The sequence below is a fragment of the Clostridia bacterium genome (assembly GCA_017405765.1).
Taxonomy (GTDB): Bacteria; Bacillota; Clostridia; order Oscillospirales; family RGIG577; genus RGIG577.
Genome location: JAFQZS010000043.1, coordinates 1 through 13,664, shown reverse-complemented (window position 1 = coordinate 13,664; position 13,664 = coordinate 1). Strand labels below are relative to the sequence as shown.

Genomic DNA, 13,664 nt, shown 5'->3' with positions numbered 1-13,664 from the left:
GGTGTGCCGAACTCTACTGAAAAACGGGGAGTATCCCAAAGATTGTGTAAACCTCCGAACTGATATAAGATAGAATTATCAGTTTGGAGGTTTTTCTATGTCTAAAAGAACCAGAAATGAATCCCCGCAGAAACAAGCCATGCGGGAAATGATGCAGGAGTATCTGAAAAATAATGATGTCCGGATCAAAGACGGAGGTGAAGTGAATGCCATCATGCGTGACATGATGTCTGTTCTTTTGGAAGGTGTCCTTGATAAGGAACTGGACGAAGAACTCGGTTATTCCAAGTATGATTACCGCAACAAAGAAACGGACAACAGCAGGAACGGTCATTCAAAAAAGAGAATGCACACCAGCTACGGTGACATGGAAGTAGATATTCCGAGAGACCGAAAAGGCGAATTCGAACCACAGGTAATCAAAAAGTACCAGAATACTGTCACGCAGGACATGGAAGAAAAGATCATCTCCATGTATGCTAAGGGCATGACCACAGCGGATATCGAGTCTCACATGAGGGATCTTTACGATATCGATATCTCCGACAGCACGATCAGCCGGATCACGGATAAGATCGTGCCGATCATCAAGGAATGGCAGGAACGGCCTTTGGAAGAAGTATACGCGGTCGTTTTTCTGGATGCCATACACTACCACGTTCGCAGTGAAGGACGCATTGTAAAGCGTGCCGTCTATGTCGTACTGGGGATAGACATGGATGGTCACAAGGATGTTCTCGGCATGTACGTTGGCGAGAATGAAAGCGCAAAGTTCTGGCTGTCTATTATTAACGGCCTTAGGAACCGTGGTGTGGAGGATATACTAATTGCCTGCGTAGACGGGCTTAACGGTTTTCCGCAGGCCATAGAGGCTGTTTATCCGAACACAGAGATACAGCACTGTATCATCCACCAAATCCGCAATACCACACGCTACGTTTCTTACAAAGACGTGAAGAAACTGATGGCCGATCTGAAACTCGTATATGCAGCACCAACTGAGGAAACAGCCCTGGCAGAACTGGATGAATTTTGCGGCAAATGGGATGAAAAATATCCGAAGATAGGCAAATCCTGGCGTGATAACTGGCCGACCCTTTCTACGTATTTCAAGTATCCCGAACCCGTCCGCCGGCTGATCTATACCACAAACGCAATCGAAGGATTCAATCGCCAGCTTCGCAAAGTTACAAAGAGCAAAACGATATTCCCATCGGATGACAGCCTTCTGAAAATGCTCTATCTGGCGATGATAGATATCACGAAAAAATGGACCGGCCACCGTCAGGATTGGGGGCAGATCCGTTCTCAACTGGAGATTTATTTTGAAGAACGCCTGAATTCCGGACGTCATTTCTGACATCTTTTGATGCCGGAAATGACGTAGTGCAGAGGGCTGGGGGCGCGCAGCCTCCAGACTCTGTATTGACACATACGCAAATACCACGATATAATGCGGATAAGGGCAATGCCGATACCCTCAGCCTTGCCCCAGTTTATCAATTAATAATTCTTATATCAGTTTTTTTGGGTTTACACAAAACTTGAAACAGTCTCGAAAAACGCCCTTATATTATGCAAAAAGCGGCAGTTCACACGCGTGAACTGCCGCTTTTATCAAAATTTGTAAAATCAATATGACTTGCCCCAGATGACCATCGACTTTGCGGGCTTGCCGCAGCAGACGCATACGTCGGAGACGTGCTTCTGCTCAAACGGCATGCAGCGCGATGAGAGGCCGACTTCTTCCTTTATCTTCTCCTCGCATTCAACGTCGCCGCACCACATTGCGTTTATAAAGCCTGGCTTTTCCTCGGCCGTTTTCTTCATCTCGTCGTAGGTGGCCGCATCATAAATGTGCGACTCGCGGAAGTTTTTCGCGCGTTCGAACATACTCTTTTGTATCTCATCGAGAAGCTCGGCGATCTTTCCTTCAACGCCCTCGAGCGGTACGAAATACTTCTCGCGCGTGTCGCGGCGAACAAGCACGCACTGGCCTTTTTCGATATCCTTCGGGCCTATCTCCATGCGAAGCGGTACGCCGCGCATCTCGTGCTCGGCGAACTTCCAACCGGGCATCTTGTCGCTGTCGTCGAGCTGTACTCTGAACTGCGATTTGAGCGCTGATAAAAGCTCCCTTGCCTTATCGAGTACGCCGGGCTTCTGCATTGCCACAGGAACGATAACAAGCTGAACGGGTGCAATTTTAGGCGGTATAACAAGGCCGTCGTCGTCGCCGTGGACCATTATAAGCGCGCCTATCATGCGCGTGGACACGCCCCAAGAGGTCTGGTGCGGATATTTAAGTTTATTGTCGCGTCCCGTAAACTGTATTTCAAACGCCTTCGCAAAGCCGTCGCCGAAATAATGCGAAGTGCCCGACTGAAGCGCCTTGCCGTCGTGCATCATTGCCTCGACTGTGTATGTTTCCTCTGCTCCGGCGAACTTTTCCTTGTCTGTTTTTTGTCCCTTCGTAACGGGCACGGCCATGTAATTTTCCAAAAAGTCGGCGTAGGTGTTGAGCATACGGCGCGTTTCCTCGCGCGCCTCCTCGGGCGTTTCGTGCATCGTATGACCTTCCTGCCACAAAAATTCCGTGGTGCGAAGGAAGGGACGCGTAGTCTTTTCCCAGCGCATAACGCTGCACCACTGATTGTACAGCATGGGCAGATCGCGGTAGGAATGTATCACATTCTTGTAATGCTGGCAAAAGAGCGTTTCCGAAGTGGGGCGTATGCAAAGACGTTCCGTGAGCTTTTCGTTGCCGCCGTGAGTGACCCATGCCACCTCGGGCGCAAAGCCCTCAACATGGTCCTTTTCTATCTGAAGCAGGCTTTCCGGAATGAGCATAGGCATATATACGTTCTCATGTCCCGTTTCCTTGAACATTTTATCGAGAGTGCTCTGAATATTCTCCCAAATAGCATACCCGTACGGACGGATTATCATGCAGCCCTTTACGGTAGAATAGTCTGCAAGCGCGGCCTTTTTCACCACGTCGGTATACCACTGCGCAAAGTCCGTATCGCGGGAAGTTATCTCTTTGACAAGCTTATCTTTATTATCTTTTGCCATTTTTTCCTCCAAAAATTAAAGCCGCAAAAGGCTTATTATTACCATAATACACAATTATATTCTAAACGCCTTATTGTGTCAAATATTTGCCTTGAATTATTTGAAAAATAATATATAATTGAAATGTCGATTGATTTGGAGGTGCTTTTTTATGGATTACATGAAGCTTGCGCTTGATATGCACTATGAAAAGAAGGGGAAGATAGAGGTCATATCGACCGTTCCCGTTAAGAATAAGGACGATCTTTCAACGGCGTACACGCCCGGAGTCGCTGCGCCCTGCCTTGAGATAGCAAAGGATAAAAGCAAGGTATACGAGCTTACGAGACGTCATAATCTCGTGGCCGTTGTGACCGACGGCACGGCCGTGCTCGGCCTCGGCGATATCGGCCCTGAGGCGGCGATGCCCGTTATGGAGGGCAAATGCGTACTGTTTCACGAGCTGGGCGGCGTTGACGCGTTCCCTATCTGCGTTGACTCAAAGGACGTAGATGAGATAGTAAAGTCCATAGCGCTTATTTCCAAATCGTTCGGCGGCATAAATTTAGAGGACATTTCTGCTCCGCGCTGCTTTGAGATAGAGCGAAAGCTTAAAGAGGTATGCGATATACCGATATTTCACGACGACCAGCACGGCACGGCGATCGTGGCGGGAGCGGCGCTGATGAACGCATTAAAGGTCGTGGGAAAGCGCTTTGAAGATATAAAGATAGTATTAAGCGGTGCAGGCGCGGCCGGTATTGCTATAGCCAAGTTCTTCATGGGGCTCGGCGCGAAGAATATAATACTCTGCGGAAGCCGCGGCACGCTCTACGAAGGCATGGACAACAAAAATCCGGCTCAGCAGGCTATAGCGAAGGTGACGAATCCCGAACGCATCGCGGGCACGCTTGCGGACGCGATGAAGGGCGCGGACGTGTTTTTGGGCGTGTCGGCTCCGGGCATAGTTACGGAGGATATGGTGCGCTCGATGGCGGAGGACGCCATAGTATTCCCGATGGCAAATCCCGTACCTGAGATAATGCCCGAGCCTGCCAAAAAAGCGGGGGCGCGCATTGTCGGCACCGGCAGAAGCGATTTTCCCAATCAGATAAACAACGTGCTTGCGTTTCCCGGCATATTCAGAGGCGCGCTCGACTGCCGCGCAAGCGATATAAACGAGGAAATGAAGATAGCGGCGTCAAAGGCTATTGCGTCAGTAGTGCCGACGTCCGAGCTTTGCGAGGAGAAGATACTGCCCGACGCGTTCGACCGCGGCATAGCGGAAGCGGTGGCAAAGGCTGTTTCGGAGGCTGCCCGCGCAAGCGGCGTTGCGCGCATTTAAAACGTATTTTGATTTTAGACTCGAAATGTATTGACTTTAAGCCGGGTTTGTTGTAAAATATCATTTGTCTTTTAAAGAATCAAATAAGCGTTTATCCTGCTTTCGGCAGGTGAACATATACGGACAGGTATCGAAGTGGTCATAACGGCCCTGACTCGAAATCAGGTGTGTCGGCAACGGCACCGTGGGTTCGAATCCCACCCTGTCCGCCAAAAGCGAAGACCCCCACGAGGGGGTCTTCGCTTTTTTGCAATGAGTGGGATTCGAACGGGAGCGGGAGTGAATGACGTGCCGGTGGCATGTCAGAGCCGCGACCCGGCCTGCGCCGCAGCGCAGGTCGAATCCCACCCTGTCCGCCAACAAAAAATCGCCCGCGAGGCGGTTTTTTGTTGTTTTCATCTCATTACATATTTTTCGTCTTTTTTAAAGACTTCGTCGAAGTAAGTTCATCCAATGTCTATATGACATTCACATTTTATTCCCTAGTGATTTATACGCTTTGCTGTGATTAAGAAAGAAGGTGTATTTGGCAAGGGCTGTCGTATTGAATTGAGTAACAGAGTATAGTAAAATTTAAAAAGACTATTATGGAACATCAAAGACGCAAAGGTGGGGTGTTATGCAATATTTGGCACATATATGCGGGGACAGACAGCAATCAGTGCTTGAACACTTAAGTGGTACGGCCAAGAGGTGCAGAACGTTTGCCAGCGCTTTTCAGGCAGAAGAGCAGGGCGAATTAGTTGGGCTTGCACATGATTTGGGAAAGTACAGCGATGCCTTTCAGCAACGTTTGCGGGGCGGTCATCCTGTTGATCACGCAACGGCAGGAGCGGTGGAGTGTCTGAACATATCGCAGATTCCGGCTGCTTTTGCAGTTGCAGGCCATCATGGAGGACTGCCGGACGGAGGCGCTAATGGAGATACGGCAGATCAGACTACGCTTATAGGTAGATGTAAAAGGAGAGAAGCACACAGATTGCCCGATTATTCGGCGTGGGAGAAAGAGATCAGACTGCCCCAAAAAGCCGCTTATCCGTCTTTTTTTGGTAAAGATGCTTTGACGGACGCTTTTTATACGAGGATGCTCTATTCCTGTCTCGTTGATTCAGATTATCTTGATACTGAAGAGTTCATATATAGTGGGAAGGTGGAAAGAACGCCCTATGTGCCTCTTTCAGACTTGCTTAAAAGGCTAGAGACCTTTATAGCACCATTTTGGCCGCCGAAGACGCCGCTTAATGAAAAACGATGCAAGGTTTTATCGGCTTGCATGGATAAAGCATCAATGGAAAAAGGGCTGTTTACTCTTACTGTTCCTACGGGCGGAGGCAAAACAATAGCGTCTCTCGCTTTTGCCCTGCGTCACGCGGTACATCACGGAATGAACCACGTGGTATATGTTATACCGTATACATCTATCATTGAACAGAATGCGAGAGTGTTCAAAAATATTCTGGGCGAAGAGAATGTAGTGGAGCATCATTTTAATGTAGCATTTGACGGAGATAAAGACACGGATGCTGTTGGGTATCGCCATGCGTTATCTACGGAGAATTGGGATGCCCCTATAATTGTCACAACAGCTGTACAGTTTTTTGAGTCGCTGTATTCCAACAGGCCTTCTAAGTGCCGAAAACTCCATAACCTGGCCTGCAGCGTATTCATTTTTGACGAAGCTCAGGTGATTCCGGGAGAGCATCTGAGACCTTGTGTATCGGCCATATCGCAATTGGTAAGACACTACGGTTCTACCGCGGTATTGTGTACAGCTACACAGCCTTCCATCAATGACCTTTTATCATACTACTCGGGCGGAATGGAGATTCGAGAGCTGTGCCCTGATCTGCAGGAACAGTTTGCGCAGCTTCGCAGAGTGACTTTTTCTTCAAGGGGGGACGTTACAGCGGAGATTCTAGCTTCAGAGCTTTGCAAGTTTAATGAGGTGCTATGCATCGTAAACAGCCGGAATGCAGCACGAAGAATATATGAGCTGCTACCAAAAGAGGGAAGCTACCATCTGTCAACACTCATGGTCTCGGAGCACCGCAGACAGATACTTGAAGAGATAAGGAGGAGGTTGAAAGACGGACTTTTGTGCCGCGTTGTGTCTACTTCCTTGATAGAAGCGGGAGTGGATGTTGATTTTCCAACGGTATACAGAGAATTGGCCGGACTGGATTCAATGGTTCAGGCAGCAGGACGCTGCAATCGCGAAGGAAAGAGACCTCGGGAGAAAAGCTTGGTCGTGATTTTTCGGGGAGACTGGCCTGTGCCGCCTTTGTTTGGCGCACCGGTAGGCGCAGCGGTGGAAGTATTATCTGAAGGACGTGATCCGAGCGATCCAAAGACTATAGAGATGTATTTTCGGGCATGGAGATCACTAATAGGAGACAATATGGACAAATACGGGGTGATCGATGCCTTCCTTCGAGGGATATCGGGCTGTATGATGCCGTTCAGAAGCGTTGCCGAAAGGTTTCGCTTTATTGGAGATGATACCACGACTGTATATGTCCCCTTGGAAAAAGGAGCCGAGTTGATCAACAGAATTCTTGAGGGAGAGCGAAACCGCGAGTTGTTTCGCAAGGTAGGGCAATACGGTGTGTCTGTTTACGAGCGACAATACAAAGATCTGCTTGCTGCTGGCGCAGTGATTCCTATAGATGAGGGAAGCGCGGTGCTTACAGATATTACACTTTATAACGAAATGACCGGATTGTCGCCGGAGATAGAATGGGGAAAGGCGCATTTTGCTTGAAGAAAGCAGAAGCAGGGTGATTGCCCTGCTTCTGCTCATTTCATATACCAATACCACTAACTTTTCAATCCACCGGATAAATTCCGGACAATATATATTATACATGTTTAATTCTTTTTGTCAATTATTTTACCTATACCACTAACAAAATATTAAAAATCATTGAAACTCGCATTAATGTATGTTAATATGAAGTTACAGGAAAAATAATCGGCTTTAAGCGGTAATTACCGCAACAAACATAAGCCTTTTGCATTGTTATTTGGACGTAAGTAGATTTAAACAGAGTTTGTTGTAGAAAGGAGTGATGCTCATGTCGGTCAAAGTGGAAGTATGGGGAGATTACGCTTGCTTTTCGAGACCCGAGATGAAGGTGGAGCGCGTGTCCTATGATATTATGACGCCCTCTTCTGCACGCGGCTTAATAGAGGCGATTTATTGGCACCCGGGCATGCGGTGGATAATTGACCGCATACATGTTTGTAGCCCTATATGCTTTACAAATGTCAGACGCAACGAGGTAAAGGATACAATTCTCGCAAGCAAGATAAAAGAACACATGGAAAAAGGACGCGCAGATATTTATCTAGCGACGCCCGAGAGCATTCAACAGCGCGCGGCTATGATTCTTCGGGACGTGCATTACGTTATTGAGGCTCATTTTGAGATGACGAATAGAGCTGCGCCGGGAGATAACCCAGGAAAGTTTCAGGATATCGTAAAGCGTCGGCTGGCGCGAGGACAATGTTACCATCAACCCTGCTTCGGAGTGAGGGAATTCCCTGCGAATTTCAGACAGTGCGCCGTCATCCCTGCTTGCCCTGAGGCTTTGAAGGGTGAGCATGATTTGGGATGGATGCTTCTAGATATGGATTATTCTGATCCGGAAGACATTAAACCTATGTTCTTCAGAGCAACCCTAAAGGACGGTGTGCTTGAGGTGCCGGAAATCGTGAGCCGGGAGGTGGTTCGATGATCTTGCAGGCATTAGTAAGATTGTATGAAGATTTGGCGGACGCAGGGAAGATCGCCCGTCCCGGATGGAGTAAGACAGGCGTGACATTTGCGCTTTGCATAGATGGAAACGGAAAGCTTACACAGCTAATACCCTTGCTCGATGAGGTTCCGAGTGGAAAAAAGACGGTTCTTCGCCCCAGAAAAATGCATCTGCCTGCGCCGGTAAAGCGATCCTCGGGAGTGGCGGCAAATTTTCTTTGGGATAACGCGGGATATTTATTGGGGATTGACGACAAAGGAAAACCGGAACGTACAAGGCAATGTTTTGAAACAAGCGCAAAGCTTCATAAGCAGGTCCTTGAGAATGTCCACACCCCTGTGGCCAGGGCTATAATGGGTTTTTATTCATCTTGGGATACCAAGGGGGCAGCCGAGCACAGCGCCATAAAAGACAAGCTTGACAAGCTATACGGCGGAGCGAACCTTGTATTTCGCGTAAATGGTCAGTTCGCTTATGAAGACCCAGATATAGCGGCAGCGTGGCAATCTCACTATGACGCAAAAGAAGGCCCCATGATGCAATGTCTTGTGACAGGGCACAATGATGTTATTGAAGCAGTGCATCCGGCAATTAAAGGACTAAGGGGCGGCCAGCCCAGCGGTGGCGCATTAGTATCGTTTAATGCAAATGCATATCATTCATTCGGAAGGGATCAGAACTACAACGCGCCCGTAGGGAAATATGCGGCATTTGCCTACACGGCAGCACTTAACTATCTTTTGGCGGACCGTGACAATGTATCGAGTCTGGGAGATACATCTGTATTATTTTGGGCAGAAGGTGGCCAACCCGCTTACCAGGGAATGATGGGCGGCGCAGCCTTCGGAAAGGATACCGGTTATTCCGAGGACGATCTTCGCAATATGACAAAAACTCTGCTTAAGGGCAGACCTGTTGATTTCAACGGAGTCATGCTGGATCCGAACAAGACTTTTTATATACTTGGTCTCTCACCAAATTCAGCGCGCATTTCGGTACGTTTCTTTTTAAGAAATACATTCGGAAGTGTTTTGAAAAATGTCCACGACCATCATGAAAGAATGGAGATTATCAGACCGTCTTATGAACAGTTTGATACGATCCCCCTGTGGGCCATGCTCTCAGAAACGGTCAATAAAAATTCGCGAGACAAGAATCCAAGCCCCGTGATGGCGGGAGCAACGGCGAGGGCGATCTTTGCAGGGACGCCGTATCCTGCGGCGCTTATTGAACAGACGATGCTTCGCATACGGGCAGAGCAGAACATAACACGCGGCAGAGCGGCCATTATAAAAGCATATTATCTTAAAAACAAGACACCGGAGTGTCCTGAGGAGGTTTTGACATTGAGCTTGAACGAAGAAAGCAAAAATCCAGCGTATACTCTGGGGCGCCTGTTTTCGGTATATGAGGCGCTGCAGGAGAACGCAAATCCGGGCATAAATTCGACTATCAAGGATAAGTATTTTAATTCTGCAGCAGCTTCGCCGGGAAATATATTTCCGATATTGGACAAGCTGTCTAAGGCGCATCTGAGAAAGCTTGAACCACGTGCAAGGATATATTTTGAGAAGCAGATCGGAGAGCTTAAAAGCATATTTGACGAAGAGTATCCCGTTAGACTTAGCCTGCCTCAGCAGGGCTCGTTTGACCTGGGTTACTATCATCAGAGACAGAAACGATTTACAAAGAAAGAGGAGGCATAACACCATGGCAGCGATAAAAAACAGATATGATTTTGTAATACTCTTTGATGTTGAGAACGGAAATCCCAACGGGGACCCCGATGCGGGGAATATGCCCAGAATTGACCCGGAAACGGGATTCGGTCTTGTCACGGACGTTTGTCTGAAACGAAAGATAAGAAATTATATCGAGACATATAAGGAAGACGAAGCGGGATACCGAATATATGTAAAGGATGGTGTTCCCCTCAACAGAAGCGATGTGGAAGCATGCAAGGCTGTAGGCGTTAAGTCCGACGACAAATCACTGAAAGCTGCAAAAAAGAAGGACGCAGACATAGACAGAAAGCTTCGTGACTGGATGTGCGCCAATTTCTACGATATTCGCACATTCGGCGCAGTAATGACTACTTTTGTTAAGGGCGCTTTGAACTGCGGACAGGTGCGCGGACCTGTACAGCTTGGGTTTGCCCGCAGCATTGACCCTATTCTGCCACAAGAGGTGACAATAACCCGTGTGGCAATTACTACTGAAGCGGATGCCGAAAAAAAGGAAACGGAAATTGGACGTAAATACATTGTCCCGTATGGACTATACAAATGCGAGGGGTATGTATCGGCCAATCTGGCAAGAAAGTCAACTGGATTTTCCGATGAGGATATTACACTGCTTTGGCAGGCAGTCATCAATATGTTTGAAAATGACCGATCCGCTGCGAGAGGGAAAATGGCGTTGAGAGAGCTTGTCGTATTTAAGCATGATTCCGAGTTGGGAAATGCTCCGGCTCATAAGCTTTTTGAGCTCGTAAAAGCGCAAAAAAAGGCGGACGTAGTGTCCCCCAGAGCCTACACGGATTATGTTGTTACGGTAGATGACGATATGATCCCCGCAGGTGTGACTTGTACAAGGATGATATGAGATATAAGGATGAAGACCTGCTCCAGCTTTCCGGGATACAGCACTTTGTGTTCTGCCGCCGACAGTGGGCGCTTATCCACATTGAGCAGCAGTGGGCAGAGAATCTAAGGACTGTAGAGGGTGATTTAATGCATAAAAATGCCCACGACTGGGAACGCCGCGAGAAGCGGGGTAATGTTATTATAACCAGGGGGATGCCCGTTTTCTCCCGCGCCCTCGGCATATCCGGTCAGTGCGACGTTGTGGAGTTCAGACTTGCAGACGGCGGCATAACGCTCAAAGGCGAGGACGGAACGTGGCTGCCCATGCCCGTGGAGTACAAGCGGGGAAAGCCCAAAGAGCATCTTGCGGACGAAATGCAGCTTTGCGCCCAGGCAATGTGCATTGAAGAAATGCTGTGCTGCAGTATTCCTTCCGGTGCGCTATATTACAATGAAGCAAAGAGAAGGACAGCAGTAGTATTTACGGCTGAACTGCGCGGACAGGTCAGGGATGCTATTTTTGAGATGCACAGCCTTTATGAAAAACAGCATACGCCAAAGGTCAAGCCGAAAAAAGGATGCAGCGCATGTTCGCTTAAAGATTTGTGTCTGCCCAAACTTATGCGCAAAAAATCGGTGAAAAGCTACATGAAGGAAGCAATGGAGGATGATATATGAGACATCTTTTGAATACGCTTTTTGTAACGTCGGAGGATATATACCTTTCACTGGAGGACGAAAATGTGGTGGCGAACAGAGAAAAAACTGTCGTTTCGCGCTTTCCTCTTCACACTTTAAGCGGGATTATATGCTTCTCATATCCCGGTGCCTCTCCTGCTTTGATGGGCGCATGTGCCCGACGCGGCATATCATTGACGTTCTGCTCGCCGCGGGGCCGCTTTCTGGCGAGAGTATCCGGAGAGAACAACGGCAATGTGTTGCTTCGCAGGATGCAGTACAGATGGGCTGACGATACTGTTCAGAGTTGCCTTGTTGCCCGTGCAATGATTTTCGGAAAGCTTTATAATGCAAGAGCAAGCATTTTAAGAACGCGCCGAGATCATGAACTGCGGGTGGACGTGGACAAGCTTCGTGATGCAGCCGACAGGATAAAGACGCTTTTTGTCCCGGTCATGGGGGAGACGTCGCTTGACACGCTTCGCGGACTTGAGGGAACGGGGAGCATGGCATATTTCAGCGTACTTGACGAGATGATACTGGGACAGAACGAGTCATTCGCCTTTTTGGGCAGGAACCGAAGGCCTCCCCTTGACCCCGTGAACGCATTGCTTTCGTTTGCATACAGCCTTTTATCCCATGACTGCGCGGCGGCGCTTGAGAGCGTCGGACTAGATGCATATGTAGGATTTCTCCATCGCGACAGGCCGGGGCGCTCATCACTGGCGCTCGATCTAATGGAGGAACTGCGGCCCTGTATAGCAGATCGCTTCGTTCTTACCATCATAAACAATCATGTGATTGGGGAAAAGGACTTTCTCATTCGGGAGAGCGGGGCGGTATCGCTTACGAGCGATGGGCGGAGCACATTCCTCGATCAGTGGCAGAAGAGAAAAAAGGAGATGCTGACCCATCCATACCTTGAGGAAAAGCTGCAGTGGGGTCTGGTGCCGTATGTACAGGCGTTGCTGCTGGCCCGTTGTATTCGCGGGGATATGGACGGATATCCGCCTTTCTTATGGAGATGATAATATGCTTGTAGTAATCACTTATGACGTTAATACAGAGGATGCCGCCGGACGCAAGCGACTCAGACAGATAGCAAAGCAATGTGTGAATTACGGACAGCGTGTGCAGAATTCTGTCTTTGAATGCTTGCTTGACCCGTCGCAGAACAAGGTGCTTCAGGCCCGACTTTGTAGCATAATGGATCCACAGCGCGACAGCCTGCGGTTCTATTATCTTGGAGATAAGTATGAGAAAAGGATTGAACACTTCGGGTGCAAGCAAACGTACGAGCCGGAAGGAACGCTGATGATTTGATTAGCGCGAACCCGAAGCAAACATTAAAATGCGGAAGGTTCGCGCAGAAAAAAGGTGAAAAAACACCTTATTTCCGAATAACAACAGGGTTTATGCGTTATTTGGGTGTATTTTTACGAGAAAATCGTAAGTTTTCGCAAAAATGCAGACATAATATTGTGCATTTTTGCTGTCTCTCCCCGCACGGGGAGAGTGGATTGAAATCAGTGTTGCCATATAAGTCGGTTAGGCACAAAAAGTCTCTCCCCGCACGGGGAGAGTGGATTGAAATTAACTTTTTTTCAGCTTTAAACTTTGCAATTTCTGTCTCTCCCCGCACGGGGAGAGTGGATTGAAATACGAGCATAACCTAACCTGCAATCAAGGCACTTACCACGTCTCTCCCCGCACGGGGAGAGTGGATTGAAATAGCAATAGCAAGATTGGCGATAGCATTAACTTTCGGTCTCTCCCCGCACGGGGAGAGTGGATTGAAATATTAATTACAGGCAAATTTACATCATCATAAGTCAAGTCTCTCCCCGCACGGGGAGAGTGGATTGAAATCAAATAAGAGCGTAACCACGAAACGGCAATGCAGAAAGTCTCTCCCCGCACGGGGAGAGTGGATTGAAATGCCGCCTTCTTCATAATGCCCATCGTCTTCACAAAGTCTCTCCCCGCACGGGGAGAGTGGATTGAAATTGTGCGGCTATCGGCCTCAACCTCCGTCCAGCCGCCGTCTCTCCCCGCACGGGGAGAGTGGATTGAAATCCTTATGTCCGTCGACATTGAGTCGCCGACGACCTGTCTCTCCCCGCACGGGGAGAGTGGATTGAAATATACATCACGGCGCATCTGCAGCTGGGGTGCGCCGGTGTCTCTCCCCGCACTGGGGGAGTGGATTGAAATCAAACTTATCCTATTTTTTTCCAGCTCCAC

10 protein-coding genes, 1 tRNA gene and 1 CRISPR repeat array are annotated in these 13,664 nt (G+C 48.5%); of the genes, 10 read left to right on the top strand and 1 reads right to left on the bottom strand.

What is annotated here, in order from left to right:
• Positions 1–151: 151 nt before the first annotated feature.
• The gene (locus IJG50_07745) at positions 152–1,360 is read left to right on the top strand and encodes an IS256 family transposase (protein MBQ3379735.1); all 1,209 of its coding nucleotides are present in this window, start codon (positions 152–154) and stop codon (positions 1,358–1,360) included.
• Between the two features lie 272 nt (positions 1,361–1,632).
• Here IJG50_07745 and IJG50_07740 read toward each other — a convergent pair whose 3' ends face one another.
• Positions 1,633–3,075, bottom strand: a complete 1,443-nt coding sequence (locus tag IJG50_07740; GenBank protein ID MBQ3379734.1) for a proline--tRNA ligase — start codon at positions 3,073–3,075, stop codon at positions 1,633–1,635.
• Positions 3,076–3,226: 151 nt separating this feature from the next.
• Between IJG50_07740 and IJG50_07735 the strand changes: the two genes are divergently transcribed.
• From IJG50_07735 to cas2, 9 genes are all read left to right on the top strand, one after another.
• A complete protein-coding gene (locus IJG50_07735) occupies positions 3,227–4,399 on the top strand; it encodes an NAD-dependent malic enzyme (GenBank protein ID MBQ3379733.1) in 1,173 nt (390 codons plus the stop codon).
• Between the two features lie 121 nt (positions 4,400–4,520).
• A tRNA-Ser gene (locus IJG50_07730) sits at positions 4,521–4,611 on the top strand.
• Positions 4,612–5,018: 407 nt separating this feature from the next.
• Positions 5,019–7,160: a CRISPR-associated helicase Cas3' gene (gene cas3 / locus IJG50_07725; protein ID MBQ3379732.1), complete on the top strand. Its 2,142-nt coding sequence runs from the start codon at positions 5,019–5,021 to the stop codon at positions 7,158–7,160.
• A gap of 307 nt (positions 7,161–7,467) precedes the next feature.
• Positions 7,468–8,136, top strand: coding sequence for a type I-C CRISPR-associated protein Cas5 (gene cas5c / locus IJG50_07720; protein MBQ3379731.1), 669 nt, complete (start codon positions 7,468–7,470; stop codon positions 8,134–8,136).
• Positions 8,133–9,863 (top strand): type I-C CRISPR-associated protein Cas8c/Csd1, encoded by a 1,731-nt coding sequence (cas8c, locus tag IJG50_07715; GenBank protein MBQ3379730.1) that lies wholly within the window; start codon positions 8,133–8,135, stop codon positions 9,861–9,863. The genes cas5c and cas8c overlap by 4 nt, the downstream gene beginning before the upstream one ends.
• Positions 9,864–9,867: 4 nt before the next feature.
• Positions 9,868–10,761 carry a type I-C CRISPR-associated protein Cas7/Csd2 gene (gene cas7c, locus IJG50_07710; GenBank protein ID MBQ3379729.1) on the top strand — a complete coding sequence of 298 codons (894 nt, stop codon included), beginning with the start codon at positions 9,868–9,870 and terminating at the stop codon, positions 10,759–10,761.
• On the top strand, positions 10,758–11,420 hold the full coding sequence (gene cas4 / locus IJG50_07705; protein MBQ3379728.1) for a CRISPR-associated protein Cas4: 663 nt from the start codon (positions 10,758–10,760) through the stop codon (positions 11,418–11,420). Before cas7c ends, cas4 begins: the two co-directional genes overlap by 4 nt.
• Positions 11,417–12,448, top strand: a complete 1,032-nt coding sequence (gene cas1c, locus IJG50_07700) for a type I-C CRISPR-associated endonuclease Cas1 (protein ID MBQ3379727.1) — start codon at positions 11,417–11,419, stop codon at positions 12,446–12,448. The genes cas4 and cas1c overlap by 4 nt, the downstream gene beginning before the upstream one ends.
• A gap of 4 nt (positions 12,449–12,452) precedes the next feature.
• Positions 12,453–12,743 (top strand): CRISPR-associated endonuclease Cas2, encoded by a 291-nt coding sequence (cas2, locus tag IJG50_07695; protein MBQ3379726.1) that lies wholly within the window; start codon positions 12,453–12,455, stop codon positions 12,741–12,743.
• 171 nt (positions 12,744–12,914) lie between these two features.
• Positions 12,915–13,634: a CRISPR direct-repeat array (repeat unit 33 nt; unit sequence GTCTCTCCCCGCACGGGGAGAGTGGATTGAAAT).
• Positions 13,635–13,664: the final 30 nt, after the last annotated feature.

Coding starts and splice junctions, on each gene's coding strand:
- cas1c (MBQ3379727.1), top strand. CDS start 11,417: ATGAGACATCTTTTGAATACGCTTTTTGTAACGTCGGAGGATATATAC.
- cas3 (MBQ3379732.1), top strand. CDS start 5,019: ATGCAATATTTGGCACATATATGCGGGGACAGACAGCAATCAGTGCTT.
- cas5c (MBQ3379731.1), top strand. CDS start 7,468: ATGCTCATGTCGGTCAAAGTGGAAGTATGGGGAGATTACGCTTGCTTT.
- cas8c (MBQ3379730.1), top strand. CDS start 8,133: ATGATCTTGCAGGCATTAGTAAGATTGTATGAAGATTTGGCGGACGCA.
- IJG50_07745 (MBQ3379735.1), top strand. CDS start 152: ATGCAGGAGTATCTGAAAAATAATGATGTCCGGATCAAAGACGGAGGT.
- IJG50_07735 (MBQ3379733.1), top strand. CDS start 3,227: ATGGATTACATGAAGCTTGCGCTTGATATGCACTATGAAAAGAAGGGG.
- cas7c (MBQ3379729.1), top strand. CDS start 9,868: ATGGCAGCGATAAAAAACAGATATGATTTTGTAATACTCTTTGATGTT.
- IJG50_07740 (MBQ3379734.1), bottom strand. CDS start 3,075: ATGGCAAAAGATAATAAAGATAAGCTTGTCAAAGAGATAACTTCCCGC.
- cas2 (MBQ3379726.1), top strand. CDS start 12,453: ATGCTTGTAGTAATCACTTATGACGTTAATACAGAGGATGCCGCCGGA.
- cas4 (MBQ3379728.1), top strand. CDS start 10,758: ATGAGATATAAGGATGAAGACCTGCTCCAGCTTTCCGGGATACAGCAC.